We start from the raw sequence: 26,188 nt of genomic DNA on the forward strand, positions 1-26,188 counted from the left end.
CGGCTATTATCAACAAAAGTCTGACTTTGCGCTAATGACGTCTGGATATAACGATCTAGGTAGAACGCCTATCACGAGAAAAAGCGAATTTAGGTCATCTTTGGGGAAACACCTTACAACGGGGTTGAAAAGACTCGCTGACAGGTTAGAAAAGATTAGTGTGCGGCATCGATAACGCGAGCGATGGCGACGGAGGACGTCAGCGCGCGGACTTCGGCAAACAGTCCGGCGGCTTCGTCGTACTCTTTGCGCAGGTAGCCAAGCCACTGTTTAATCCGCGCGACATGATACATGCCGGTATCGCCCTGCTTCTCCAGTCGCACGTATTTTTGCAGGAGCCGAACCACGTCCGGCCACGGCATGCGGGGTTCGTTATATTTGATCACCCGACTCAGGTTCGGTACGTTCAATGCTCCGCGGCCCAGCATCACCGCGTCGCATCCCGTTGCCTGCATGCAGGCCTGCGCGCTGGCATAATCCCAGATTTCGCCGTTGGCGATCACCGGGATGGACAGCCGCTGGCGGATTTCGCCAATCGCGTCCCAGTTGATGCGTTCCGCCCGATAGCCGTCCTCTTTGGTGCGCCCGTGCACCGCCAGTTCAGTGGCCCCCGCCTGCTGCACCGCATCGGCGATTTCGAAGCGGTGGCTATCCGACGCCCAGCCCAGCCGGACTTTCGCCGTCACCGGCATCGTCTCCGGCACCGCGGCGCGCATCGCTTTGACGCCCTGATAAATCAGTTCCGGATCTTTGAGCAACGTGGCTCCGCCGCCGCTGCCGTTCACCAGCTTCGACGGACAGCCGCAATTCAGATCGACGCCGTAGGAGCCTAGCTCCACCGCACGAGCCGCATTTTCGGCCAGCCACTGCGGATACTGCCCCAGTAGCTGAACGCGCACCCGCGTACCTGACGGCGTGCGGCTGGCATGTTGCAGTTCAGGACACAGGCGATAAAAGGATTTAACCGGCAGCCGTTGATCGACCACGCGCAGGAATTCCGTAATACACAGGTCGTAGTCATTCACTTCAGTCAGGAGTTCGCGGACCAGAGAGTCCAACACCCCTTCCATCGGGGCCAGCAGCACGCGCATAGATATCATTCAGCTCAGATCAATTCGGCCCGCAATGGTACTGTCAGCGGACAAGACAACGCAACGGAAAACGCAGTCCCTCACCCGCTATCACCCTCAGCCTCATTGCTGCATCACGGAAGGTGTGACGCCGTACGCGGCCCCGAAGCATTAGCTGAAGCGGCTGGGGGAACTGAACCCGCACGCCAGCGCGGTATCGCGAACCAGACGCTGCGCACGCTCGAGACGCTCCGCATCACAAACTGATGCGGCGCCATTCCCTCGCCGTGACGAAACATGCGCGCAAAGTGAAACTCGCCCAGCCCGGCTTCGGCGGCTAACGGCTGGGGCACGTGCTACGGCGCGTTAGCCGTGGGGATAGTCGGCGGGATAATGGGCTACGACTTCACGCCAGAATCGACAGCGCGCTATCTGGGATCGCTGGGCTATCTGGCCGTCGTCGGCTCGGTCATCGGCTTCGGGGCCTATTTCCTGCTGGTGGGGCGTATCGGCGCGAGTCAGGGCGTATGCCACGCTGTTGTTCCCGCTGGTGGCGCTATCGCTTTCGACGATATTCGACGGGTATGAGTGGCGAGTGAATGCAGCGATCGGTCTGGTATTGATTCTGGCGGGTGATGCGGTGATATTTTATCGTCCACGCCGTAAAACGACGCTGACGTCCCGCCCGGCGCATTGAACAGACGCGCGAACGTACAGGCGACCCGGAGGGCCGCCTGTCACACAAACTAGGCCTTGGACGCCGGTTTGTGACTCGGACGAGCGCGACGAGCCTGACCGTCACGCGCGCCGCCGGAGCGAGGCGCGCCCTGACGAGCAGGGCGTCCGCCCTCACCTGCGCCGCCGCGGTGGTTCCCCTGACGAGCACCGCCGCCGCCACGCGGAGCCGACGACGGACGACCGCCCCGGCCGCCCTGACGACCATTCTGAATCGGATCGGCCTTGATAGTCGGGTCCGGCTCATAGCCCGGAACAGCCATACGCGGGATCTCACGCTTCAGCAGGCGTTCGATATCGCGCAGCAGTTTGTGTTCGTCCACGCAGACCAGCGACAGCGCTTCACCGGTAGAGGCGGCACGCCCGGTACGACCGATACGGTGAACGTAATCTTCCGGCACGTTCGGCAGCTCATAGTTGACGACGTGCGGCAGATGGTCGATATCCAGACCACGCGCCGCGATATCGGTCGCGACCAGCACACGAATGGAACCGTCTTTGAAGTTAGCCAGCGCACGGGTGCGTGCGCCCTGGCTCTTATTACCGTGGATCGCCGCTGCGGTGATGCCGTCTTTTTCCAGCTGTTCAGCCAGATGGTTGGCCCCGTGTTTGGTGCGGGTGAAGACCAGCACCTGACGCCAGTCGTTCTGACCAATCAACTGAGACAACAGTTCGCGTTTGCGTTTTTTGTCGACCATATGCACATGCTGCGTCACCAGTTCTGACGGCGTGTTGCGACGCACCACCTCCACAGAGGCCGGGTTGTTCAGCAGGGAGTTGGCCAACCCCTTGATGTCATCAGAGAAGGTGGCGGAGAACATCAGGTTCTGACGTCGGGTCGGCAATTTCGACAGCACGCGACGAATGTCGTGGATGAAGCCCATATCCAGCATACGGTCGGCTTCGTCCAGCACCAGAACCTCGACCTGAGACAGGTCTACCGCATTCTGGTGTTCCAGATCCAGCAGTCGACCCGGGGTCGCCACCAGAATGTCCACGCCGCCGCGCAGTTTCATCATTTGCGGGTTGATGCTGACACCGCCGAACACGACCAGCGAACGTAGGCTCAGGTACTTGCTATAAGACTGGACGTTTTCGCCAATCTGCGCCGCCAGTTCACGGGTCGGCGTCAAAATCAGCGCACGAACCGGGCGACGTCCTTTCGACGTGGGTTTCGTGCTGAGCATCTGCAGCAGCGGCAACGTAAAGCCTGCCGTCTTGCCCGTACCGGTCTGAGCGCTGGCCATCAGGTCGCGGCCGGCTAATACCAACGGGATTGCCTGACTCTGTACCGGCGTCGGCTCACGATAACCCTGCTCTTCCACGGCACGTAAAATATCGGCGCTCAGGCCGAGAGATTCAAAAGACATATTGAGAACAACTCCAGATCGACCCTGACCGGACAAACGTCGGCGTAGTTTCCAGGGCGATAACAAGATGGGTTTCGGCGCGACGTTCGGTGTGCGTACGCGATGCGCTAACCCAGATGAATGGGCACAAACTACGGTGCATAACTGCCAATGATTGTATCAGGAAATGATGACTATAAGGGATTTTTCTACCTGCATCACACTTTGAGGAGGAAAACCGGCCGCCCGCCGTGTTTTTTGTTCATTAACGCTATCTCCACCCGCGCTCTCAGCGCCATTTTCCCTGTTTGCCGCACCGGACCTCCCCCGCGTCGGACGGTTGGATTATCGCCGCCTTCCCGACACCTGACGACACGCCGGAAACCGTCCGATCCTACTGAATTTAGGATGGATCTGGGCACGTCGTCTATGCCAAAGTCTATACTTTGTCACGGGCAAGCTCCCGCTCTCGACGGTTTGCCTTCCAGCTCTACCAGGAGATAAATGGATGAAAGCGACATGGCGTGATGACAATCAGTTCGAGCTGCTGATCAACGGCGACGCTTTCTACCCCAGCGTTTTTTCCGCTATTCGCCAGGCCCAGCGCCACGTGATATTGGAAACCTTCATCTGGTTCGAGGATGAGATCGGCACCGAGCTGCGCGACGTGCTGGCCGAGGCCGCGCAGCGGGGCGTCAGCGTGGATGTTCTGGCGGACGGATTTGGCTCGCACGATCTGTCCGCCGACTTTCTGGCGCCGATGATTGCGGCGGGCGTCCAAGTCCGCTTCTACGACCCTCGTCCGCGACTGCTCGGCATGCGCACCAATGTATTTCGTCGCCTGCACCGTAAAATCGTTGTGGTCGATGGCGCGGCTGCCTGGGTCGGCGGCATCAATTTCGCCGAGGACCACATGACCTATGCCGGTCCGGAAGCCAAGCAGGACTACGCCGTCAAAGTCCGCGGACCGGTGGTGCAAGACATCTATCGCTATGTAATGGATGTTTTGGTGCATGAAGAGCCGCCGAAACGCTGGTGGCGAAACCGCTTCCGACGCCCCGTCCGCAACCGCAATCCGGGCGACGCGCAGGCGCTGTTCGTCTATCGCGACAACGCCTCCCACCGCGATGACATCGAAAAACACTATCTCTCGATGCTGCGTCAGGCCAAACGTGAGGTCGTGATCGCCAACGCCTACTTTTTTCCCGGCTATCGTCTGCTGCGATCGATGCGTAAAGCCGCACGCCGCGGCGTGCGCGTGCGCCTCATCGTGCAGGGACAGCCCGATATGCCGATCGTCCTGGTCGGCGCTCGCATGCTATACCACTACCTGTTGCGCGCCGGCGTGGAGATCTACGAATATCGCCGCCGTCCGTTACACGGCAAAATCGCGTTGCAGGACGATAAGTGGACCACCGTCGGCTCCAGCAATCTGGATCCACTGAGTTTGGCCTTGAATCTGGAGGCCAATCTGATAATTCATGATCGGGCCTTTAACCGACAGCTGCGAGAACACCTGCAAGAGCTGATGACGCACGACTCCCTGCGCATCGAGGCAGACCAGTTGCCTAAACGGTCTTACTGGCGCCTGATACAGAACGTGCTGGTGTTCCACTTTTTGCGCCACTTTCCGGCATGGATAGGCTGGTTGCCTGCGCATACGCCGCGACTCAAATTGCTCAGCCCGGAAGAGACGTCGCCGACCGAGGCGACGACAAAGGAATTACCCACCCAACAGGAGATCACGCGATCATGAAGGTCAGTCGCCGCAAAAAGAAAACGCTACTCAAGAAGAGTATCGCCGCGCTGTTTCTCATTGCGGTAGTCGTGCTGCTGGTCAGCTTTGCGCAGAACGTGGATTGGACAGAGGTGCTGCATGCGATCCTGGCCTACAACCGTCAGGTGGTCTATCTCATCACTGGTCTGGTGGCAATAAGCTACCTGCTGTACGGCGTTTACGACCTGCTTGGGCGCGCCTACTGCCGCCACCCGCTTCCCCGCCTGCAGGTGCTGCTGGTATCCATGATTTGCTATGCGTTCAATTTCACGCTTGGCGCGTGGGTCGGCGGCGTAGGAATGCGCTTCCGGCTCTATTCCCGGCTGGGGCTGAAGAGCAGCACTATCACGAAAATGTTTTCCCTCAGCATCGCCACCAACTGGCTGGGTTATATCCTGCTCGCGGGCGGCGTATTCGCCTTCGGCCCGTTGCATATGCCGGGGAACTGGGTGATTGGCGACGTCGCCCTCCGTCTGATCGGCTACACGCTGCTGCTCGTGATCGTAGGCTATCTGTGGTCATGCGCCTTTTCTCACCGTCGTCGTCTGTCGTTTCGCGGCATGAAGTTCTCGCTGCCGTCGCTGAAAATGGCCTTCCTGCAACTGCTGGTTTCGTCGCTGAACTGGCTGATTATGGGCGGGATTATCTGGCTGCTGCTGGGGCAAAAAGCCGATTTTATTATGGTTTTCGGCGTCCTGCTGATCGCCAGCATTGCCTGTCTGGTCGCCAATGTCCCCGCGGGCATTGGCGTGCTGGAAGCGATATTTCTGGCGCTGTTGGCGGGCAGGCCGTTCACTCACGGGGAGATTATCGCCGCGCTGCTGGCCTATCGGGCGCTCTACTACATTGCCCCGCTGATCGTCGCGCTCGGCCCTTACCTGTGGTTGGAAGGCCGCGCCAGAAAACTGCGGACGAAGAACCTGCAAGCGCTGGCGACGCTGCCGGAAGAAACGCGCTAAGCGGTAACGCGACCTCAAGCTTCAGCACAAAAAACAGGGAGCTTAAGCTCCCTGTTTTCGTTTCATTCGCCGTGCCGTGCGATTAGCGGCGGTTGCCCAGCAGACGCAGCATCATCAGGAACAGGTTAATGAAGTCCAGATACAGCGTCAGCGCGCCGACAATCGAGTATTTACGGAAGCCGTCTTTGTCATCAGGGGACAGCTGCTCGCCGATATTTTTCAGCTTCTGCGTGTCGTAGGCAGTCAGCCCGACGAACACGATCACGCCGATGTAAGTGACAGCGCGCGTCAGCGCATCGCTTTTCAGCCAGAAGTTGACCAACGTTGCCAGCAGGATGCCGATAAGCCCCATGAACAGAATGCTGCCGAGACCGCTCAGGTCACGTTTGGTCACATAGCCGTAGAGACTCATCGCACCGAACATTCCCGCGCTGATGACGAAGGTGCTGGCGATAGAGCCGCCGCTGTAGACGATAAAGATGCTGGATAGCGTTAATCCGGTCAGCGCCGAGTAGAGCATGAACAGACCCGTCGCCACCGTTCCGCTAAGACGGTTCACCATGCCGGAAATCACGAAGACCAGACCCAGCTGCGCGATAATCAGTCCGTAAAAAGTGATCTGACTGGAGAAAACCAGATTCAGCACGGCGGGCGTATTCGCCGCATACCAGGCGACAAACGCCGTCAGCAGCAGGCCGCAGGTCATCCAACCATAAACCTGCGCCATATAGGTCTGCATGCCGGTGCCGGCACGCTGAACAATCGAGTCATTGGAACGCGGATATCGATCCATGAAGCTTCCTTTGTGTTGAGTAAACGATCCCAGGCAAATAATTGCCCTCCGACCTAAAGTTTACCACAAAATCGGCGCGCAACCGCCCAGTCTCCTATCGCCGATGAGGGCTTGTCACCGCATCCAGCGCTTGGCGGCCAGACGATCGCTGTCCCGCGAGGCTACCCACCGCTCGCCCTCGTCCGTTGACTCACGCTTCCAGAACGGCGCACGGGTTTTCAGCAGGTCCATGATGAACTCAGCGGCGTCGAATGCCGCCCCCCGGTGCGCGCCCGTCACGCCCACGAACACGATTTCATCGCCGGGATAGAGCGCGCCGATGCGATGAACGACGCTGATGCGTTGCAGCGGCCAGCGTTCACGCGCTTCCTCGACGATCTCCGCCAGCGCTTTTTCAGTCATGCCGGGGTAATGTTCCAGGGTCAGGGCGCTCACGTTCTCGCCCAGATTATGGTTGCGCACCTTGCCGGTGAAAGTGACGACCGCGCCGTCCTCATCACAGGCGGCCAGCCAAGCATACTCGTCGCCCACGCTGAATGCCGCTTCTCCGACCCGAATGCGGGTAGCTTCCATTTTCATCCCCCTGTCACCGGCGGGAAAAAAGCGACCTCGTCGCCGTCACGCAACGGATGGTCCATCGCCACCAGCGTCTGATTCACCGCCGCCAGCAGCTTGCCGTCTTCCAGCGCCAACGCCCAGCGGTCACCGCGTGCGCACAACGCCTGCCGCAGCGCGGAAACCGTTGGGAAGGTCGCTGGCAGCGTCTCGCGCTCCCTCCCCACCTGCTCCCGTACCTGAGCGAAAAACAGGACCGTGATCATGCGTCCTCCGCCCGAAAGTCGCCGGATTTACCGCCGCTTTTCGCCAGCAGCCGGACGGGGCCGATAACCATGTCTTTCTGCACCGCCTTACACATATCGTAAATGGTGAGCGCCGCCACGGAGGCGGCCGTCAGGGCTTCCATCTCCACGCCGGTCTTGCCAGTAAGACGGCACAGCGACGCGATGCGCACGCGATGGTGCGCCGGCTGCGCTTCCAGCTCTACCGCCACGTTGGTCAGCAGCAGAGGGTGACACAGCGGGATCAGGTCCCAGGTCCGTTTCGCCGCCTGAATACCGGCGATGCGCGCCGTAGCGAACACATCGCCCTTGTGATGGCGGCCTTCGATAATCATGGCCAGCGTTTCAGGAGCCATTTCTACAAAAGCTTCAGCGCGCGCTTCGCGCACCGTGTCTGCCTTGGCGGAGACATCCACCATTGCCGCTTCGCCCGCGGCATTTATGTGCGTCAGTTGCGTCATGATGATAGCTATTTTTTCAGATGTGGGTGGACATTGCAGGGCTTCTGGCGCGCATCCAACTGCTCCTGAATCACGCGTTCCCAAGCGGTGCGGCAGGCGCGAGTAGATCCGGGCATCGCAAAAATCACGGTGCCGTTAGCCAGCCCCGCCAGCGCGCGCGACTGCACCGTCGCGGTTCCGATGTCTTCATACGACACCATGCGGAACAGCTCGCCGAACCCGGCCATTTCGCGGTCAAACAGTACGCTGATGGCCTCCGGCACTTTATCGCCCTCGGTAAACCCGGTGCCGCCGTTAATCAGCACCACCTGCACGTTCTCGCTGGCGATCCAGTCAGCAACCCGGGCGCGGACCTGATACAGATTTTCCGGCACGATGGCGCTGGCGACGATGTGGTGCCCCGCTTCCAGTGCGGCTTCGCGCAAATAGTCGCCGGAGGTATCGTCGGCTTCGGTCCGACGCGAAGACACGGTCATCACCGCAATTTGCAGCGGGATAAATTCTTGACTGGGCTTACTCATACTCACTCCTTACTTCTTGGTTCAACACGGTCTCATCCGCCGATAAAAGATAAATTGGGCGTGATGCCGCTGTCGCCTTCATGCAGAAAATGCGTCTCTTTTTTCAGCCTCAGGCCGCCCGAAATGCGGTCTTGCAGCGCCGCCAGCTGGCTGTCGTCCGTCAGTAAATCCCGCAGCGGGATCCCCTGTTCGCCAAACAGGCACAGATGAAGGTTGCCTATCGCCGATACGCGCAGCCGGTTGCAACTCTGACAAAAGTTTTTCTCATACGGCATGATCAGTCCCACTTCCCCCTGATAGTCAGGGTGGGCGAACGTCTGGGCAGGCCCGTCGCTGCGCTGACGCGCCTGCGGCTGCCAGCCTTGTTGCAAGAGGCGATCGCGGATCGTCTGGCCGGAGACGTGGTGACGGCGGAACAGGTCACGCCCTTCACCGGTTTCCATCAGCTCGATGAAACGCAGTTGTATCGGGCGGGGCTTAATCCAATTCAGAAAGGTGTTCAGGCTGCCGTCGTTGACGTCCCGCATCAGCACCGTGTTGATTTTGACCTTGGGGAAGCCTGCGGCAAACGCGGCGTCGATGCCCGCCATGACCTCGCGGAACTTATCCTGTCCGGTAATGGCGTGAAATTGTCGTGCGTCGAGGCTATCTACGCTGACGTTGATGTGGCTCAGACCGGCTTCGCGCCAACGCGCCGCCTCACGCGCGAGCCGATAGCCGTTGGTGGTCATGGCGAGCGTTCGGATCGACGGGTTTTCCCGCACCGCCGCGATGATGTCGATAAAATCACGGCGTAGCGAAGGTTCGCCCCCCGTCAGCCGCACCTTTTCCGTCCCCATTGCGGCGAACGCCCGACTGACGCGGCGGATTTCATCCAGCGACAGAAAGCGAGGCGGCGGCGCGCCCTGGGGGCGGTATCCATCGGGCAGGCAGTAGGTGCAACGAAAATTGCAGACGTCCGTAATCGACAGGCGCAGGTAATAGAACTTGCGCGCAAATGCGTCGGTCAGTTGATTCACCATAAACACCTTTCCAAATACGGGAGATGCGGGCATTTCTACCGCGCACCCTGGTGGCCGAGCGGGCCACGGCCTGAACGCCCTATTACGCGACCGAGCATAACGTAGGCATTCAGGCTAGGAGTTTGGGTTTCGCTGCCGCTATGAGTGAGGCGTCAGAAAAACCGTGATTTCAGCATAGAGTCTATCGCTACTATTGGCGAATAGTCACTGAAAATGCGATGTATATATTTGTATATAGCGGGATTTCACCCGATTTCGACGATGTGGCCTGACCGGTCGGAATCTCCCCCTCGTTGCTTGCCCGACTTGCTGCCGATGTCGGGCGGCGACGCATGCGTAACGCCGCCCGCTTGCCTTTTTCTGCCCCATTTTCCTCGTGTGTGATGCGCGACTGACGGGCAGTGTGATATATATCCGCTACGTTTTTTATTTAATTTAATTGGGTGAGGCATCTATGCGTAATCTCACGTTGACCGACCTCCAGCGCGTGGTGGCTTTGGGAGGGGGGCACGGTCTGGGACGCGTCATGTCATCGCTCTCTTTTCTCGGCTCGCGCCTGACCGGCATTGTCACCACCACCGATAACGGCGGCTCGACCGGACGCATCCGCCGCTCCGAAGGCGGTATCGCCTGGGGCGATACCCGCAACTGTCTCAATCAGCTCATCACCACGCCCAGCACGGCCTCCGCGATGTTCGAATACCGCTTCGGCGGCAGCGGCGAACTGGCTGGCCACAACCTGGGTAATCTGATGCTTAAGGCGCTGGATAATCTCAGCGTTCGGCCGCTGGAGGCGATCAATCTCATCCGCAACCTGCTCCAGATTGACGCCGAACTCATCCCGATGTCCGAACAGTCGGCCGACCTGCTGGCGACGGACGCGCAAGGGCTGCCGGTGTACGGCGAGGTCGCCGTCGACCAGTTGGCGACGTTGCCGCAGGACCTGCGCCTGTTTCCCGCCGTCACCACCACGCGTGAAGCGGTGGACGCCATCGCCAACGCCGATTTGCTGCTCATCGGCCCCGGCAGTTTCCTGACCAGCCTGATGCCTTTGCTGCTGCTGGAGGATCTGACCGCCGCGCTTCACCACAGCAACGCGCCGATGGTGTATATCGCCAATCTGGATCAAGAACTCAGTCCGGCGGCCTCGCAGCTCACGGTATCGCATCAAATTGAGATGATTGAGAGCAAAGTCGGCCGCCGGATGATCGACGCCGTCATCCTGGCTCCGCAGATGAACACCACGTCCCTGACGGATCGCCTGGTGGTGCAGCAACCGCTGGCGGCGGCTGACGTTCCACATCACCATGACCGACAATTGCTGCGCGAGGCTATCGCTCAAACGCAGCGACAGCTGGCCTTGAATCTGCATCGCCAAACCGCTTGACGGTCGTTCCTCCCGTCTTCGCGCCCCCCCTCTCCGAATAAAGGTCGCCGTTATCCCGACGGCGACGGTCTTATCGCCCCGTGCTTCTCTCGCTTTCAGCGCGTACCCCTTATTTTTTTGTGCAAAAACCGTCACGGGTCCTGCGGAGGACGGGCCGCTGGTCACGTCCTGTTGATTCCGAACGGGTCTTTATCTGGGCTGCTCAGTTAAGACGTTATGTGCATATCTATCGCCATATTTCTTAGTGGTGGTTCTATTTTCCGCTTCATAGACTGGCCCTCAATTAAGCGTCCCAACACCGCGCTGTGAGCTGCTCACAGTATCCATTGAGGATCTCCAGATGGCGATATCGCAGGCGAAAGACGGCGCACCGCAATCTCAGGCCGATAGCGCGTGGGAGCGTATCCGACGCGATGTGCTGTGCTGCAAATTGCTGCCGGGCGCCATGATCACCGAACAGGCGCTGATGGCGCGTTACGACATCGGCAAGAGTACCTGCCGGGTGGCGCTGGCGCGGCTGTGTCACGAAAATCTGATCCGCTCCCGTCCGCGTAAGGGGTATCAGATTGCGCCGGTCACCGTGCAGGACGTGGAGGAGATTTTCACCCTTCGCGCTCAACTGGAGCCACTGGCCGCCCGGCTGGCGGTGGGCCGGGTCGATATTGATGAACTGCGCCGTCTGGAGGCCGCGTGTCGGGAAGAGATCCGCGCGCCGCTCTCCCGTCAAATCGACGTCTTTATGAACGCCAACAAACGCTTTCACCTGACCATCGCTCAGGCCTCCGGCAACCATCATTTAATCGCCATGCTATCGATCCTGTTGGACGAAATGGCCCGGCTGGTGGCGCTGGGTTTCAACGTGCAAGGCACCAAGCCGGAAATCAAGCACGACCATAACGCGATGATCGAGGCGTTGAGTCAGGGCGACGCCAAACGGGTGGAGCTGATCGCCCGCCGCCATATCGACACTTTTCAGGCGATGACGCTGGAAAAAGTCTACGCCACGCTGAGCCGCGACGGCGCGGTGCTTCCTCTCCTTGAGCGGAAACTTCTGTGATGAACACAGGACGGCACGACATCGCGCGCGCCTCTCCGCTTGAGGCGCGCGGCATCTGTAAAACCTTCGGCGAACTGCCGGTGCTGTCCGACGTGTCGCTGACACTCGGTCAGGGAGAAATTCTGGCGCTGCTCGGCCCCTCCGGCTGTGGGAAAAGCACCCTGCTGAACATTCTGTCCGGACTGGAAGATGCCGACAGCGGCACGCTGATGATTCAGGGCGAACCCGCCGCGCGCTTTCGGCACTGGCAGCGCATCGGCTATCTGTTTCAGGAAGATCGCCTGCTGCCCTGGCGCACCGTTCAGCAGAATGTGAATTTCGGCCTGGAGACGCTGCGCCTCCGTCCGGAGGAACGGCGTCGTCGGGTCACCGAAGCGCTGGCGCTGGTGGAGTTGTCCGCCTTCGCCCGCTACTGGCCCCATCAGCTCTCCGGCGGCATGCGCAGCCGGGTCGCGCTGGCGCGCAGTCTGGTGACGCAGCCGGAAATCCTGCTGATGGACGAACCCTTCTCCAAGCTGGACCTGCAAACACGCAGCGCCATGCACGGCGAAATCCTGCGGATCCAACGCCTGACCGGGATGGCTATCGTGCTGGTGACGCACGAAGTCGAGGAGGCCGTGGTACTGGCGAATCGGGTCATGGTATTCAAACCCAACCCCGGCCGCATCCACCATATTCAGCACATTGCGCTGTCGCGTCCGCGTCTGCCAACCAGTCAGGCGGTCAGCGAACAGGTTCGCCTGCTGCGGATGGAGGTCTGACATGATGCCCACGCGTACGCTGTCCACGCTGATAGTACAGCGCGTCATTCTGCTGGCGATGTTTCTGCTGGCGTGGTGGTTAGTGGCGCTGCGACTGCCCGCCTTCATCCTGCCGGGTCCGGAAAAAACCGCGCAGGCGCTCGCCCTACTGTGGCGGAACGGCACGCTGCCGGAGGATGTCGGCATCACGCTATCCCGCGTGGCGATGGGCTTTGGTTTCGCGACGCTGGTCGGCACGCCGTTAGGGTTGGCGCTCGGCGCAAGTCGACGTCTGGCGCAGTTCTTCGAGCCGCTATTGTCGGTGTTCAACAGCGTGTCTTCGGCCATCTGGGCGATCTTCGCCATCATCTGGTTCGGCATCTCCAACGCGACGACGGTGTTCGTGGTGTTCATGACCGCCATGCCGCTGATTCTGACCAACGTTTGGCAAGGCGCGCAAACGGTGGAGTCGCAGTACCTCGAACTGGCGCGCAGCTTCCGTATGAACCGCTGGCAGACGCTGCTGAAAATCTATCTGCCGACGATCCTGCCTTACTTCTTCTCCGGCGCGCGACTGGCCTTCGGCTTCGGCTGGCGCGTCTCGCTGGTGGCCGAGACGCTGGGGGCGTCGAACGGTATCGGCTATCGCCTGCGACAGGCGGGCGATCTGGTGCAAACCGATCAGGTCTTTGCCTGGACGGTACTGCTGGTCTCTCTCATGCTGCTGCTTGAGGGGGGCATTCTTAAACCGCTGGAACGCCGTTTGTTCCGCTGGAAAAAACTGACCCGGGAATAACAACATGAAAATTAACGTGGCCGCGGCTGTGATAGTCACGGGGGCGCTGTTCGCCCAGGCCGCCTCGGCGGCGGAGAAAGTCCGCATCGGCTACTGGACCAGCGGCGTTAGCCTTGGGTACGGCGCCGTGTTGGAAAAAACCGATTTTCTGGCGCGTCACGGCATCGACGCCGAGTTCATTCACTTTCCCGACGTGAACGCGCCGGTGAAGGCCTTGGCTTCCGGCTCTATCGATCTGGCCTTCGGCGCGCCGCTGGCCGGGATTTTCAGCACGGCCGCCGAGGGTGTGCCGGTGAAGATTTTCGCCGCCACGCAGCCCGCTGACGTGCAATTTGTCGTCCCTGAGGACTCCCCCATCAGCTCGCTTGACCAGTTGAAAGGCAAAAAGATCGGCATGTCGCCCGCCGGCTCGTCGGTGGCGGTGATCGCCAGCGCCATCCTCAGCCGCAACTACGGCATCAAACCGGCGGACTTCTCGCTGGTCGGGGGCAACGAATCACGTCTGGCGCAGTTCCTGTCGCAAAAACAGGTGGATGCCGCCGCGCTTCGTTCGGTGACGATTGGACAACTGGACGACCTGCATACCCGGTCGCTCGGCAGCTTTGCGGACGAGTGGCGAAAAATCACGCACAGCGACGCCGTGCCTTACATCGGCGTCGGCGCCGTCCGCAGCGACTTTATCGAACGGCATCCCGAGGCGGTGGCCCGGGTGATTGCCTCGCTGCGCGATACGCTGAGCTGGGGTCAGGACCATCCGCAGCAAGTGGCGCAGCTGCTGCAAACCCAGGCCAACCTGCCGCGTAAAGACGCCGAGGTCTACGTCGGCCGCTGGCAGAGCATGAACCGACTGTCGTTCGAACCAGCGGATATCGACACGCTGAAATTGCAGCACAAGGTGTTCCTTGAAAGCGGCGCCATCAAGGGCGCGTTGAAGGACAACCTGTTTGTGACCGGTCCTTATCAGCAGTCAAAAACCCTTGCCTCTCAGGCTAACTAACCGCCGACAGGAGACCCTCCGTGAGCAAAACCATGAAAGCGCTGGTGCTGGCACAGCACGGCGACCTCGACCGGCTACAGATCGTCGACACGCATCCGCGGCCGACGCCGCAACCCGGCCATGTCGTGCTGCGCGTCGGCGCGTCGTCGTTTAACTATCACGATGTGTTCACCGTACAGGGCATGCAGGGGATCTCCATACCCCTGCCGGTCGTGCCCGGTCTGGATCTGGCGGGCACGATCAGCGACATCGGAGACAACGTTGAAGGCTGGCGCGTGGGCGACCGCGTGCTGGTCAACCCGCTTAAGCCGAATGTCGGACTGATGGGCGAAATGATCGACGGCGGCATGGCCGAATATGCGCTGGCCGACGCCGCGCAGCTGATCGCCCTGCCCGACCGCGTCAGCTTCGCTCAGGCGGCGGCGCTGCCGGTCGCCTATGGCACCGCGCATCGCATGCTGATCACCCATCGCACCGTCAAGGCGGGCGACCGCGTGCTGATCCTCGGCGCCAGCGGCGGCGTCGGCTCCGCCTGCGTGGTGCTGGCGAAACAGCTGGGCGCGGAGGTTATCGCCTGCGCGGGCAGTGACGAAAAAGGCGAGGCGCTGCGGGCGCTGGGCGCCGACCACGTTGTGAATTATCGGGAAACGGACTTCTCCCGCTGGGCGATCGCCACCTACGGCAAGCCCCAGCGACGCACCTATGAAGGCGGCGTGGACGTGGTCATCAACTTTACCGGCGGAGAGACCTGGCGGCCGTCGTTGCGCTGCCTGAAACGCGGCGGCCTGCTGCTGGTCTGCGGTGCGACCGCCGGATACGACCCGCAGGAGGATTTACGCTATGTATGGAGCTTCGAGCTGAATATCAAAGGCTCCAACAGTTTTTATAAAGAAGATTTGGTCGCCCTCATCGATAAAGTCGCCCGCGGCGACATCGACCCGCTGATCGACCGCATCGTCCCGCTGGAACAGGCGGCTGAAGGATTAAGGCTGATCCGCGATCGCGAAGTCCTCGGCAAGGTTATCGTCACGCCCTGAGGGCCATTTTCTTATTCACTATAAAGGTCATGCCCATGACGCAGTCCTCTCCCTCCTTAACGCTCGCCAACGTTCAGACCCGTCTGCTGGCCGGCCCCTACCATCAGTGGCTCGGCCTGAGCGTCATCGCCGTCGGCGATGGCGAGATTGAACTCACCGCGCGCTGGCGTGAAGAATGGGTCGTGAATACGGCGGGCGGCTACACCCACGGCGGTATTCTGGCGGCCCTCATCGACCTCACCGCCGACTGGGCGCTGGTGGCCTTTACCGGTCGCGGCGTACCCACGCTAAACCTGCACGTGGACTATCACCGTCCGGCGCGCGGCGACCTGCGCGCACGGGGTCGGGTGATCAAGCTCGGCAAACAGGTCTCCTGCGCCGAAGCCGAGCTATTCGACAGCGAGGGTCGTCTGGTGGCCAGCGGCCGCGGCCTGTATTCCACCGCAACCGCGTGAGGCCCTGATGATGACGCTCACCCTCGACCATGTGGTGCTCAACGCCCGGTTCGACACCGACCGCGCGGCGTTCCTGCTGCAACAGTTAGGCTTCACGCTCACACCGCGCGGTCGCCACTCGCTGGGGTCGATCAACCATCTGCTGATGTTCGACGGACACTATCTGGAAGTGCTCGGCCTGCCGCCGGATGAACCGCCTCAACGACGGGAACTGCTGGACGGGCCGGGCGGTCTGGACGGACTGGTGTTTGGCAGTCAGGACATCGAAGCCAGCGCCGCCAGCCTACAGCAGGCGGGGTTCGCCACCCTGCCGGTCAGCCACTTCTCGCGCCCCGTCACGCTGGACGGACGCGTACAGGCCGCGCGTTTCAGCACCGTACACCTCGCCGCTGGCCGCTTCAGCGCCGGACGCCTCTACTTCTGCCAGCACCATACGCCGGAGCTGGTCTGGCGCGACGACTGGTTGCGGCATCCGAACGGCGTCTCGCGCCTCGGGCAGTTGACCGTCGTGGGCCGCGATCCGGACGCGCTGACGCAGCAATACCGAGCGCTGGGCGCGTTGACGCCCAAATTTTCGCTGACCTTTCTAAGTCATGACACCTTCGCGCAGGGCTATTCCTCCCTGATCGCCCTCGACGTCCAGCGCGACAGCCAGTTTGCGGTGCTCCGCTTTCACGGCGGCGATCGCCGCCAGATCGCCGCAAGCGCGCGGACGCTCGGACTACCGCTCAGCGAACGGCCTGAGCAACTTGTCGTCTCGCTCCCGATGTTCAACACCCTCTTCGAGTTTCTGCCATGACCGCTCGCAACCTCGGCGCACTGAACACAGACTTGCGCGACAGCCCGCTCCCGGCGCTCATCGCCCCGCAGGACGGAGGACCCGCCCTCGCCTGCAACTATGCGCAGCTTAATCAACAGGCCGACGCGATCGGTCGCGCGCTGCTGGCGCGGGGATTTAAGCCCGGCAGCCGGGTGGCGATAGTGGCGCTGAACTCCGTGCCTTACGTCGCTGCGCTGCTTGGCATTCTGCGCGCCGGGCTGGTGGCGGTTCCGGTTAACATCAAACTGCCGGCCGACACCTTGCACGCCATTCTGCAAGACAGCGGCGCCGTGCTGGCGTTCGGTGACGACGCGCAGCGAGGCCGCCTTCCGCCCGCGCTGCCGCGTATCGCTCTTAGCGATGATGCGCTGCGCGCATTTGCCGACCCCGGACCCTTAACGCCCTATCAGGCGCGACCGCAGGATCTGGCGCTGCTGCTGTACACCTCCGGCTCCAGCGGCATGCCCAAAGGCGTGCGTCTGACGCACGACAGTCATTTGTGGGTCGTCCAGACCCGCCGTGACGCGGGCGAACTGCAAAATGAACGGCTACTGATCGCCGCGCCGTTCTACCATATGAATGCGCTGGCATTGATCTTGTCGTCTCTGGCCAGCGGCGTCAGCGCGGTGATCCTGCCGCAGTTCACCGCCCCGGCCTACATCCGCGCCATTCACGACTTCCGCTGTAGCTGGCTGACCGCCGTGCCGCCGATGATCGCCATGATGCTGCGCGAAAAAGCGCTATTGGCGAACAGCGATTTGACCTGCGTGCGGGTGGTGCGGATGGGATCGGCGCCGGTCAGCGCCAGCCTGCTTGCGCAAATTCGCCGTTTGCTGCCCGCCGCCCGCATCATCAACGCCTATGGGACGACGGAGGGCGGCCCGGTGGTTTTCGGCCCGCATCCCGAGGGGCTGGAGCCGCCCCCGCTGGCGAACGGTTATCCGCATCCACGGGTGAAAGTGCGATTAAGGGCGGCGGATGGCGCGCTGTCCGACTACGGCGTGCTGGAGATTAACAGTCCCGCGCTGATGCAGGGTTACCACCAGCGACCGGACATCACCCCACCGTTCACCTCGGACGGCTACTACCGCACCGGCGACGTATTCCGGCGCGACGAAACAGGTTTTTACACCTTTGTCGGTCGTCATGACGATATGTTTGTCTGCGGAGGGGAAAATATCTATCCGAGCGAGGTGGAGCAGTTGCTGGAGCGTCACCCGGACGTGCAACAGGCCTGCGTGGTGCCGGTGGACGATAAGATTAAAGGAGCCAAACCCGTCGCCTGGGTCATTTTACGTCAGGGCCGACAGTGTGACGAGGCGTCGCTCAAGGCCTTTGCGTTGACCCACGGCGCGGCCTATCTGCATCCCCGCCGTATCTGGCTGCTCGACCGCTTTCCACTGGCGGGCACCAACAAAATCGACCGCAGCGCGCTGAAAGCGGAGGCCGCCCGACGCATGCAAACCAATGAGCGGTAGGGGGAGCGTTAACCTTCGGTATCGTCAGGCTGACGCAGCCACAGCGAAGTCCTTCACCTTGAACGGCAGCCAGCTCTGGAGAATCGAGTACTGATCAGGCCAGCGTTCGTCGCCGACGTCGTGATCGGATTAAAGCCTGCGATAAACAGCGCATCCGTACCTGACGTTATCTTATCCATCGCGGGTCCTGTTAACCGTGCGGGTGTCATGCCCCGCTATCACGAGACCGCGATAAACTGCGCCCGCAGCGCCTGAACCTCGTCTCGCAGGCTGGCGGCGTCCTCGAACTCCAGATTCTGCGCGTGCTTAAGCATTTGCGCCTCCAGCTCGACGATTTTCTGCTCCAGCGCCTTTGGCGTCAGCAGCGCGTAGCGGGCATCCGGCTCGGCGGCCTGACGGCTTCGGCCCTTGCCCTTATTATTGGGCGACTGCCCGATCTGTAGGATATCGCCGATTTTCTTGTTGAGCTTCTGCGGCACAATGCCGTGTTGCTCGTTGTACTCTTGCTGTTTTTCTCTGCGCCGCTGCGTCTCCGAGATCGCCCTTTCCATCGACGGAGTGATCCTGTCGCCGTAAAGAATGGCTTTACCGTTCAGGTTACGCGCCGCGCGGCCGATGGTCTGGATCAGCGATCGTTCGGAACGCAGGAAGCCTTCTTTGTCCGCATCCAGTATCGCCACCAGCGAGACCTCCGGCATATCCAGCCCTTCTCGCAGCAGGTTGATCCCGACCAGCACGTCGAACTCGCCAAGCCGCAGGTCGCGGATGATCTCCACCCGCTCTACCGTGTCGATATCCGAGTGCAGGTAGCGCACGCGCTCGCCGTGCTCTTCCAGATACTCCGTCAGGTCCTCCGCCATCCGTTTCGTCAGCGTCGTCACCAATACGCGCTCGTTGATGGCGACGCGCTTGCGGATTTCCGACAGCAGGTCGTCCACCTGCGTGGCCACCGGCCGCACTTCGATAATGGGGTCCAGCAGACCCGTAGGACGCACGACCTGATCGATGACTTCGCCGCCGGACTTCTCCAGTTCATACTTGCCCGGCGTCGCCGAAACATAGATGCTCTGCGGCGCGAGGGCCTCAAACTCTTCAAACTTCATCGGCCGGTTGTCTAACGCCGACGGTAGACGGAAACCGTACTCTACCAGCGTTTCCTTGCGCGCCCGGTCGCCGCGATACATCCCGCCCAACTGCGGGATAGTGACGTGAGATTCGTCGATCACCAGCAGGCCGTCCGCCGGCAAATAGTCGAACAACGTCGGCGGCGGCTCGCCGGGACCGCGGCCGGACAGGTAGCGGGAGTAGTTCTCGATGCCGGAGCAGTAACCCAACTCGTTCATCATTTCCAGGTCGAACGTGGTGCGCTGCATCAGACGCTGTTCTTCCAGCAGTTTGTTGTTGGCGAGCATCACCTTGCGGCGGTCGGCCAACTCTGCCTTGATCTCTTCCATCGCCTGGAGGATGCGCTCGCGCGGCGTGACGTAGTGCGTCTTGGGATAAATGGTAAAACGCGGCACGTTACTGATGATCTGACCGGTCAGCGAATCAAACAACGACAGCCGCTCCACTTCGTCGTCGAACAGCTCGACACGCAGCGCTACGTCGTCCGACTCCGCCGGATAGATGTCGATGACATCGCCACGCACCCGGAAGGTGCCGCGCTGGAAAGCCTGATCGTTACGGGCATACTGCAATTCAGCCAATCGACGCAAAATATCTCGCTGACCGATCAGCATGCCTTGCGACAGGTGCAATATCATTTTCAGATACAGCGCCTTATCGCCCAGACCATAGATAGCCGAGACGGAAGCCACCACCACGACATCGCGCCGCTCCAGCAACGCTTTGGTGGCGGAGAGACGCATCTGCTCGATATGTTCGTTCACCGACGCATCTTTCTCGATGAACGTATCCGAACTCGGCACGTAGGCTTCCGGCTGATAGTAGTCATAGTAAGAGACGAAGTACTCCACCGCGTTCTCAGGGAAGAACTCCTTCATTTCGCCATACAGCTGCGCCGCCAGGGTTTTGTTGGGCGCCAGCACCATCGTCGGCCGGTTAAGGTCGGCGATGACGTTAGCCACAGTGAAGGTCTTGCCAGACCCGGTCACGCCGAGCAATGTCTGGTGTGCCAGGCCGTCTTCCAACCCCTCTTTCAGTTTGCGAATCGCTTCCGGTTGGTCGCCTGCGGGTTGGTAGGCGGAATGCAGTTTAAATTCTTTACTCATGAGCAGGGCTACCTGATTGGAGAGATGAAAAAAAGACGGTCGGTCACAATGTCGACATTCTCAGTATGGAAAGCGATCGGGATGAATGCCAGCCGCATGATACTGGATATAACAACAGCCTCAAGTCCCGTGTGCCGCTTTAGCATACTGAGATGCCCTTAGCCAGCGCGCAGTCGCATTTTATCCCCAGCTGTCATCGCAATGACATCAAAATGTCTTGAACGTTGAACGGAATATACACAACTCTTCAATGGCCTGTTAAATGACGCTTGATTTTAGTTAATTTATTGATTTATATGGTTTTTGATAAAAAGCCGAGAATACCGTCAACCCGAGTAAAACCCGCGCCAGCTCTCGGCTGAATGAGCTTTTCTAATCCTCATGCACACAGTTATCCACAGAAATGGTGGATAACTCCCACAACAGCCCGGCGGTACTGAGTTGGAGATAACGACCCAGACTCACTGTATGAAGACGCAATCATTTTTTTTAAGTTTATTTTGCCGCGTGATGGTGATCTGGCATGAGAAAAAAAGGCGCTTGAGTGTTGATTAACGTCAAAAAAAACACCCAAGCTCACCGTGAAAATATTTTTTTCAAGATGATTTTCCCTATCAATCTTTTAGCGCCTTTGGTCTTTCGGTTGCCGATTAGGCGCAAAGTACTGAAGGGTCCAGATATTGCCCCAGATTCTGCAGAGGGTCTGGATGAGTCAAATGCGGGATTTCTCCCAGCATCGGCGCGGAAATGAGCTGCTGAAGCGCCTGCAGATACTCCTGATGACGTTTCCCCGGAGGGGCGACGTCATTGGCGATCCACCCCGCCAGCGTCAGCCCGGCCTGCTGCACCGCCTGCGCGGTCAGCATGGCGTGATTAATGCAACCCAGCTTGACGCCGACGACAAGAATGACCGGCAGTTGTTCTTCCCCCACCCAGTCTGCAAAGGTCTGCCGTCCGGAAAGCGGCGTGAACCACCCGCCAGCTCCTTCCACCAGCACCCACTCCGCACGGGCCGTCAGCGCGCGCAAACCTGCGCTGAGCGCGTTGAACGCGATCGGGCGCCCCTCTTCCGCGCTGATGATATGAGGCGACGTCGGCTCGGCGAAAGCCAACGGGTTGACTTCGTCATAGGCCAACGCCAGACGGCTGTTGGCCTGCAACCACAGCGCATCCCGGTTACGTAACCCTTCCGGCGTCATCTCGCAGCCGGAGGCCACCGGCTTATAGCCCGCGGTGAGATAACCTAGGCGTCCTGCCGCCTGTAATAGCGCGGCGCTGGCGACGGTTTTGCCTACGTCGGTGTCCGTACCGGTCACGAACCAGCGCTTAGTCATGTTCTATCACTCCCAGAATTCGTTGATACGTTAGAGGGTAGCCCTGCGGCTCTCGGGGATAGACCTCCGCCAGCGCCCGCAGTCGTTCCCGATTGATCGCGCGGGAAGGTCTCCCCTCGTGCAACCAGGTCGCGCCCACGCCTTTCAGCGAACGCATCAGGCTCAGCACATCGGGGAAATAGCAGGTCAGCGGCGCGCTGACCAACCGATAGCGATAGGGCTGACAGGCCGCCTCGATCTCCGGCGCCGTCAAGAAACGATTGACCCGGCGCGAGCCATCCAGACGCAGCCATGCGTCCTCCAGCTCCGCCAGCGTGCCTTGAGCCAGCGTACAGAAAGCGACTGCGCCGCCGGGCCGCGTCACGCGGTATAGCTCGCCCAGTCCGCGAGACAGATCGTCGCACCACTGGATCGCCAGATTGCTGAAGCTCAGATCCACACTGGCCGTCGGCAACGGCAGATGTTCGATATCGCCCAGCACATAGTGTGATGCCGACGCCCGCTGCCGCGCTGCCGCCAGCATCTGCGACGACAGATCCAGCGCGGTCACGCGTTTGCCCTGGGCCTGCCAGCGGCGGCTGAAATAACCCGTCCCACAGCCTGCGTCCAGCAATTCCCCCCCGGCATAATCACCCAGCAGCGACATCAGGCGCTCCCCGCTATCACGCTGTAGTTCGGCAAAACGATCGTAGCGCGTGGCGGCGCGGCCAAACGCTCGCGCAATCGCCTGCTTATGGGGAGACTCAGCCGGCGTCATGCAACACCTCCAGCAGCCGGTCGATATCCTGCGGCGTATGACTCGCCGTCAAGGTGATACGCAGGCGAGAGGTGCCCGGCGGCACCGTCGGCGGTCGCATCGCGCCGACCCATAATCCCTGCTCCCGCAGCGTCTGAGACAACGCCAGCGTCTGACGATTGTCGCCGACGATCAGCGGTTGAATCGCGCTTTGGGACGGTTGCAACTGATAAGCCAGCCCGGCGGCGCCGCGACGAAAACGGGCGATGTTGTCCGCCAGTTTTTGTCGCAGATCATCACCTTTGCGCACCACCTCCAGCGCCGCGCTCAATGCGCAGGCCTGCGCAGGCGGCATAGAAGTGCTGTAGATAAGATGGCGAGCAAACTGAGTCAGATACTCCGCGACGTCGTGGCGACAGAGAACCGCCGCCCCGCTGGCGCCGAACGCTTTGCCAAAGGTGACGATCAGCAGCTCAGGCTGTACGCCTTGAGTCCAGCAGCTGCCGCGCCCTTGTTCGCCCAGCACGCCGATGCCGTGAGCGTCGTCGACCATCAGCCAGGCGCCGTGCCGACGACTCGCCGCCTGAAGTTCAGGCAGCGGCGCCGCATCGCCATCCATGCTGAAGATTCCTTCCGTCACCGCGAGCGTCTGCCCGTCGCACGGCGCGCGCAACAGGCGTTCCAGCCCTTCCGGCTGATTGTGCGGGAAGCGGCGCAGCGTGGCCGGGGACAACGTGGACGCCTCCAAGAGCGATGCATGGCTGAGTTTGTCGGCCAGAATGCGATCTCCCGCGTCCGCCAGCGCGGCGATCACCGCCTGATTGGCGGCATAGCCGGAGACGAACAGCAGCGCGCGATCGTAGCCGAGCCAGTCTGCCAGCTGCCGCTCCAGCGCTTCGTGTGCGACGCTGTAGCCGGTGACATGTCCCGAACCGCCGCTGCCCACGCCGAAACGCTCGGCGCCCTGCTGCCATGCGCGCACCATGCTGGGATGCCGGCTGATGCCAAGATAGTCGTTGCTGGAAAAATTCAGATAGCCGCGGCCGTGGGTCTCCAGCCAGCGCCCGCCGCCACCTTCATTCACCTGACGCTGACGGTAGGCGCCCTCCTCGCGACGCTGCGCCAGCGCCCGTTCGATACGTTGCTGCCAGCCCATTTAGACCGCCGCGTTGTAGAACTGCTCGGTGTCGGCGTTCATCAGCTGCTCGGTCAGATGTTGCTGCTGCTGGTTGTCGCCATACTCGGTGCTGGTCTGCTGCGGGTTGAGTCCCAGCTTGCGGAACAGCTGCAGGTCTTTGTCTTCCTTCGGGTTCGGCGTCGTCAACAGCTTGCAGCCGTAGAAAATCGAGTTCGCCCCGGCCATAAAACACATGGCCTGCGTCTGCTCGCTCATCTGCTCGCGCCCGGCGGACAGACGGACGTGCGACGTCGGCATCATGATGCGAGCGATGGCGATGGTACGCACGAAATCGAACGGATCGACGTCCTCGTTTTCGGCCAGTGGCGTGCCTTTGACCTTGACCAGCATGTTGATCGGCACGCTCTCCGGCGGCGTCGGCAGATTGGCCAGCTGCACCAGCAGACCGGCGCGGTCGCGCACCGTTTCGCCCAGACCGATGATCCCGCCGGAACAGACTTTGATCCCCGCCTCGCGCACTTTGCCGAGCGTATCCAGACGTTCCTGATAGGTTCGGGTGGTGATGATGCTGCCGTAGAATTCCGGCGAGGTATCGAGGTTATGGTTGTAGAAATCCAGCCCCGCTTCCGCCAGTCGCTCCGCCTGATCGCCTTGTAACGTCCCCAACGTCATGCAGGTTTCCATTCCCAGCGCTTTCACGCCGCGCACCATTTCTTCCAAATAGGGCATGTCGCGCTCATGCGGGTTTTTCCAGGCGGCGCCCATACAGAAACGGGTCGAGCCTGCGGCCTTGGCCTGACGGGCGGAAGTCATCACCTGCTCCACCTGCATCAAACGCTCGGTTTCGATGCCGGTACGATAACGGGAACTCTGGGGGCAATATTTGCAGTCTTCTGGGCAGGCCCCGGTCTTGATAGACAGCAGCGTGCTGACCTGCACCTGGCGCGGATCGAAATGCTGCCGGTGAACGGTCTGCGCCTCATACATCAGCTCCAGAAAGGGCTTATTAAACAGGTCTTGTGCCTGTTCCAACGTCCATTGAACTCGTTCTGACATCACTACAACTCCGGGTGAAAAAGATTTCGTCAGTGTAATTTATGGGGATATACTGTCAACCAAATTGAATTAGATTTAGTTGACAAGTTATGATCACTCCAGACGATCTCCAGTTTGACCAACGCCATATCTGGCATCCGTATACGTCCATGACCCAGCCCCTGCCCTGCTATCCGGTCAGCGCCGCACACGGCGTGGAGCTACAGTTGGAAGACGGCCGTAAGCTGGTGGACGGCATGTCCTCCTGGTGGGCCGCGATCCACGGCTATCACCATCCCCGCATCAATCAGGCCGTCACGGAACAGCTGGGCCAGATGTCCCACGTCATGTTCGGCGGCATCACCCATGCGCCCGCCATCGCGCTGTGTCGTCGGCTGGTGGCGATGACGCCGGATGCGCTGGAGTGCGTCTTTCTGGCGGATTCCGGCTCGGTAGCGGTCGAGGTCGCCATGAAGATGGCGTTGCAGTATTGGCAGGCGCAGGGACAGTCGCGTCGCCAGTTTGTGACGCTGCGTCACGGCTATCATGGCGATACGCTGGGCGCGATGTCGGTGTGCGATCCGCAAAATTCGATGCACAGCCTTTATCAGGGATATCTGCCGCCGCACCTGTTCGCGGATGCGCCGCAGTGTCGCTTTAATGAAGAGTGGCGGGAGGAGGACGGCGATTCGCTGACGGCGATCGTCGAACAGCACGCGGAGCGCATCGCGGCCGTGATCCTGGAGCCGATCGTACAGGGCGCTGGCGGCATGCGCTTCTATCATCCCCAGTATCTGCGTCGGGTGCGCCAGCTATGCGACCAGTACGGTATTCCGCTGATCGCCGATGAGATTGCGACCGGCTTCGGCCGCACCGGCAAACTGTTCGCCTGCGAACATGCGGGCATCACGCCGGACATTCTGTGCCTCGGTAAAGCCCTCACCGGCGGCTATATGACGCTGTCCGCGACGCTCGCCACCCGACACATCGCCAACACCATCAGCGACGGCGAGGCGGGCTGCTTTATGCACGGACCGACCTTTATGGGGAACCCGCTGGCCTGCGCGGCCGCCAACGCCAGCCTGGCGCTGTTGGAAGAGGGACATTGGTCGTCTCAGGTCGCGGCGATTGAAGCGCAGCTGCGCGCTGAGTTATTGCCTCTGGCCGCTTCTCCGCGCGTTGCTGATGTCCGTGTTCTGGGCGCCATCGGCGTGGTGGAGACCGTCGCGCCGGTGAATATGGCGCGGCTGCAACGCTTTTTTGTTAACAAAGGTGTCTGGATACGGCCGTTTGGCAAACTGATCTACCTCATGCCTCCGTATATTATTTCAGCAGAATCCTTATCACGACTCACGAATGCGATCGCCGAAGCCTTGTCGCAGGATGAATTGTTCGACTCAACCGCGGTTTAGCGACGAAAA

The 26,188-nt window shown here is 60.7% G+C and carries 25 protein-coding genes, 2 pseudogenes and 1 riboswitch; of the genes and pseudogenes, 13 read left to right on the top strand and 14 right to left on the bottom strand.

The genetic code is table 11. The features are described from left to right. Positions 1–155: 155 nt before the first annotated feature. Both dusC and BLU64_RS17625 read right to left on the bottom strand, forming a co-directional pair. Positions 156–1,091 carry a tRNA dihydrouridine(16) synthase DusC gene (dusC, locus tag BLU64_RS09085; protein ID WP_026743353.1) on the bottom strand — a complete coding sequence of 312 codons (936 nt, stop codon included), beginning with the start codon at positions 1,089–1,091 and terminating at the stop codon, positions 156–158. 150 nt (positions 1,092–1,241) lie between these two features. After that, a pseudogene (locus BLU64_RS17625) lies at positions 1,242–1,411 on the bottom strand (helix-turn-helix domain-containing protein); the annotation flags it as partial. Here BLU64_RS17625 and BLU64_RS09090 point away from each other — a divergent pair. Continuing rightward, positions 1,410–1,767: pseudogene (locus BLU64_RS09090) on the top strand (EamA family transporter); the annotation flags it as partial. The pseudogenes BLU64_RS17625 and BLU64_RS09090 sit on opposite strands and share 2 nt — an antisense overlap. Positions 1,768–1,816: 49 nt before the next feature. Here BLU64_RS09090 and rhlE read toward each other — a convergent pair. After that, the gene (gene rhlE, locus BLU64_RS09095) at positions 1,817–3,175 is read right to left on the bottom strand and encodes an ATP-dependent RNA helicase RhlE (protein ID WP_026743351.1); all 1,359 of its coding nucleotides are present in this window, start codon (positions 3,173–3,175) and stop codon (positions 1,817–1,819) included. 487 nt (positions 3,176–3,662) lie between these two features. On the opposite strand from rhlE, the gene clsB reads away from it, so the two are divergent. Beyond that, positions 3,663–4,910 carry a cardiolipin synthase ClsB gene (clsB, locus tag BLU64_RS09100; protein ID WP_026743350.1) on the top strand — a complete coding sequence of 416 codons (1,248 nt, stop codon included), beginning with the start codon at positions 3,663–3,665 and terminating at the stop codon, positions 4,908–4,910. Further along, positions 4,907–5,890: a lysylphosphatidylglycerol synthase domain-containing protein gene (locus tag BLU64_RS09105; RefSeq protein ID WP_026743349.1), complete on the top strand. Its 984-nt coding sequence runs from the start codon at positions 4,907–4,909 to the stop codon at positions 5,888–5,890. Before clsB ends, BLU64_RS09105 begins: the two co-directional genes overlap by 4 nt. An 82-nt stretch (positions 5,891–5,972) precedes the next feature. On the opposite strand, the gene BLU64_RS09110 is transcribed toward BLU64_RS09105, so the two are convergent. From BLU64_RS09110 to moaA, 6 genes are all read right to left on the bottom strand, one after another. Further along, positions 5,973–6,683, bottom strand: a complete 711-nt coding sequence (locus BLU64_RS09110) for a Bax inhibitor-1/YccA family protein (protein WP_026743348.1) — start codon at positions 6,681–6,683, stop codon at positions 5,973–5,975. A gap of 114 nt (positions 6,684–6,797) precedes the next feature. Then, positions 6,798–7,256: a molybdopterin synthase catalytic subunit MoaE gene (gene moaE, locus BLU64_RS09115; protein ID WP_026743347.1), complete on the bottom strand. Its 459-nt coding sequence runs from the start codon at positions 7,254–7,256 to the stop codon at positions 6,798–6,800. 2 nt (positions 7,257–7,258) lie between these two features. Continuing rightward, positions 7,259–7,504, bottom strand: a complete 246-nt coding sequence (moaD, locus tag BLU64_RS09120; protein ID WP_026743346.1) for a molybdopterin synthase sulfur carrier subunit — start codon at positions 7,502–7,504, stop codon at positions 7,259–7,261. Beyond that, positions 7,501–7,983, bottom strand: a complete 483-nt coding sequence (moaC, locus tag BLU64_RS09125; RefSeq protein ID WP_074728440.1) for a cyclic pyranopterin monophosphate synthase MoaC — start codon at positions 7,981–7,983, stop codon at positions 7,501–7,503. The genes moaD and moaC overlap by 4 nt, the downstream gene beginning before the upstream one ends. An 8-nt stretch (positions 7,984–7,991) precedes the next feature. Next, positions 7,992–8,504, bottom strand: coding sequence for a molybdenum cofactor biosynthesis protein B (gene moaB, locus BLU64_RS09130; RefSeq protein ID WP_026743344.1), 513 nt, complete (start codon positions 8,502–8,504; stop codon positions 7,992–7,994). Positions 8,505–8,536: 32 nt separating this feature from the next. Then, positions 8,537–9,526: a GTP 3',8-cyclase MoaA gene (moaA, locus tag BLU64_RS09135; RefSeq protein WP_026743343.1), complete on the bottom strand. Its 990-nt coding sequence runs from the start codon at positions 9,524–9,526 to the stop codon at positions 8,537–8,539. Beyond that, positions 9,514–9,656: riboswitch (molybdenum cofactor riboswitch) on the bottom strand. (Overlaps the previous gene by 13 nt.) A gap of 324 nt (positions 9,657–9,980) precedes the next feature. On the opposite strand from moaA, the gene BLU64_RS09140 reads away from it, so the two are divergent. The 9 genes from BLU64_RS09140 to BLU64_RS09180 all read left to right on the top strand — a co-directional run bounded on the left by BLU64_RS09140 (position 9,981) and on the right by BLU64_RS09180 (position 18,293). After that, positions 9,981–10,913: a gluconeogenesis factor YvcK family protein gene (locus BLU64_RS09140; protein WP_026743342.1), complete on the top strand. Its 933-nt coding sequence runs from the start codon at positions 9,981–9,983 to the stop codon at positions 10,911–10,913. 340 nt (positions 10,914–11,253) lie between these two features. Continuing rightward, on the top strand, positions 11,254–11,970 hold the full coding sequence (locus BLU64_RS09145; protein ID WP_074728442.1) for a GntR family transcriptional regulator: 717 nt from the start codon (positions 11,254–11,256) through the stop codon (positions 11,968–11,970). Beyond that, entirely contained in the window at positions 11,970–12,731 is a 762-nt protein-coding gene (locus BLU64_RS09150; protein WP_026743340.1) for an ABC transporter ATP-binding protein, read from the top strand. The genes BLU64_RS09145 and BLU64_RS09150 overlap by 1 nt, the downstream gene beginning before the upstream one ends. Before the next feature lies 1 nt (position 12,732). Further along, on the top strand, positions 12,733–13,506 hold the full coding sequence (locus BLU64_RS09155) for an ABC transporter permease (RefSeq protein ID WP_074728444.1): 774 nt from the start codon (positions 12,733–12,735) through the stop codon (positions 13,504–13,506). Positions 13,507–13,510: 4 nt separating this feature from the next. Beyond that, on the top strand, positions 13,511–14,503 hold the full coding sequence (locus tag BLU64_RS09160) for an ABC transporter substrate-binding protein (protein WP_026743338.1): 993 nt from the start codon (positions 13,511–13,513) through the stop codon (positions 14,501–14,503). 20 nt (positions 14,504–14,523) lie between these two features. Further along, entirely contained in the window at positions 14,524–15,540 is a 1,017-nt protein-coding gene (locus BLU64_RS09165; protein WP_074728446.1) for a quinone oxidoreductase family protein, read from the top strand. A 35-nt stretch (positions 15,541–15,575) separates the two neighbouring features. Next, positions 15,576–15,995: a PaaI family thioesterase gene (locus BLU64_RS09170; protein WP_026743336.1), complete on the top strand. Its 420-nt coding sequence runs from the start codon at positions 15,576–15,578 to the stop codon at positions 15,993–15,995. 7 nt (positions 15,996–16,002) lie between these two features. Next, on the top strand, positions 16,003–16,794 hold the full coding sequence (locus tag BLU64_RS09175) for a VOC family protein (protein ID WP_074728448.1): 792 nt from the start codon (positions 16,003–16,005) through the stop codon (positions 16,792–16,794). Next, the gene (locus BLU64_RS09180) at positions 16,791–18,293 is read left to right on the top strand and encodes a class I adenylate-forming enzyme family protein (protein WP_026743334.1); all 1,503 of its coding nucleotides are present in this window, start codon (positions 16,791–16,793) and stop codon (positions 18,291–18,293) included. The genes BLU64_RS09175 and BLU64_RS09180 overlap by 4 nt, the downstream gene beginning before the upstream one ends. A 218-nt stretch (positions 18,294–18,511) precedes the next feature. Here BLU64_RS09180 and uvrB read toward each other — a convergent pair whose 3' ends face one another. The 5 genes from uvrB to bioB form a co-directional block, all read right to left on the bottom strand. Further along, positions 18,512–20,524, bottom strand: a complete 2,013-nt coding sequence (uvrB, locus tag BLU64_RS09185) for an excinuclease ABC subunit UvrB (RefSeq protein WP_074728450.1) — start codon at positions 20,522–20,524, stop codon at positions 18,512–18,514. Positions 20,525–21,174: 650 nt separating this feature from the next. Further along, the gene (gene bioD / locus BLU64_RS09190; protein ID WP_026743332.1) at positions 21,175–21,858 is read right to left on the bottom strand and encodes a dethiobiotin synthase; all 684 of its coding nucleotides are present in this window, start codon (positions 21,856–21,858) and stop codon (positions 21,175–21,177) included. Next, positions 21,851–22,615 carry a malonyl-ACP O-methyltransferase BioC gene (gene bioC / locus BLU64_RS09195; RefSeq protein ID WP_026743331.1) on the bottom strand — a complete coding sequence of 255 codons (765 nt, stop codon included), beginning with the start codon at positions 22,613–22,615 and terminating at the stop codon, positions 21,851–21,853. The genes bioD and bioC overlap by 8 nt, the downstream gene beginning before the upstream one ends. Continuing rightward, positions 22,602–23,750, bottom strand: coding sequence for an 8-amino-7-oxononanoate synthase (bioF, locus tag BLU64_RS09200; protein WP_026743330.1), 1,149 nt, complete (start codon positions 23,748–23,750; stop codon positions 22,602–22,604). The genes bioC and bioF overlap by 14 nt, the downstream gene beginning before the upstream one ends. Further along, complete coding sequence (gene bioB, locus BLU64_RS09205) at positions 23,751–24,788, bottom strand: biotin synthase BioB (RefSeq protein ID WP_026743329.1); 1,038 nt, start codon at positions 24,786–24,788, stop codon at positions 23,751–23,753. 89 nt (positions 24,789–24,877) lie between these two features. On the opposite strand from bioB, the gene bioA reads away from it, so the two are divergent. Then, positions 24,878–26,179, top strand: coding sequence for an adenosylmethionine--8-amino-7-oxononanoate transaminase (bioA, locus tag BLU64_RS09210; RefSeq protein WP_074728452.1), 1,302 nt, complete (start codon positions 24,878–24,880; stop codon positions 26,177–26,179). Positions 26,180–26,188 lie beyond the last annotated feature (9 nt).

The organism is Lonsdalea quercina, from assembly GCF_900107885.1.
GTDB lineage: Bacteria > Pseudomonadota > Gammaproteobacteria > Enterobacterales > Enterobacteriaceae > Lonsdalea > Lonsdalea quercina.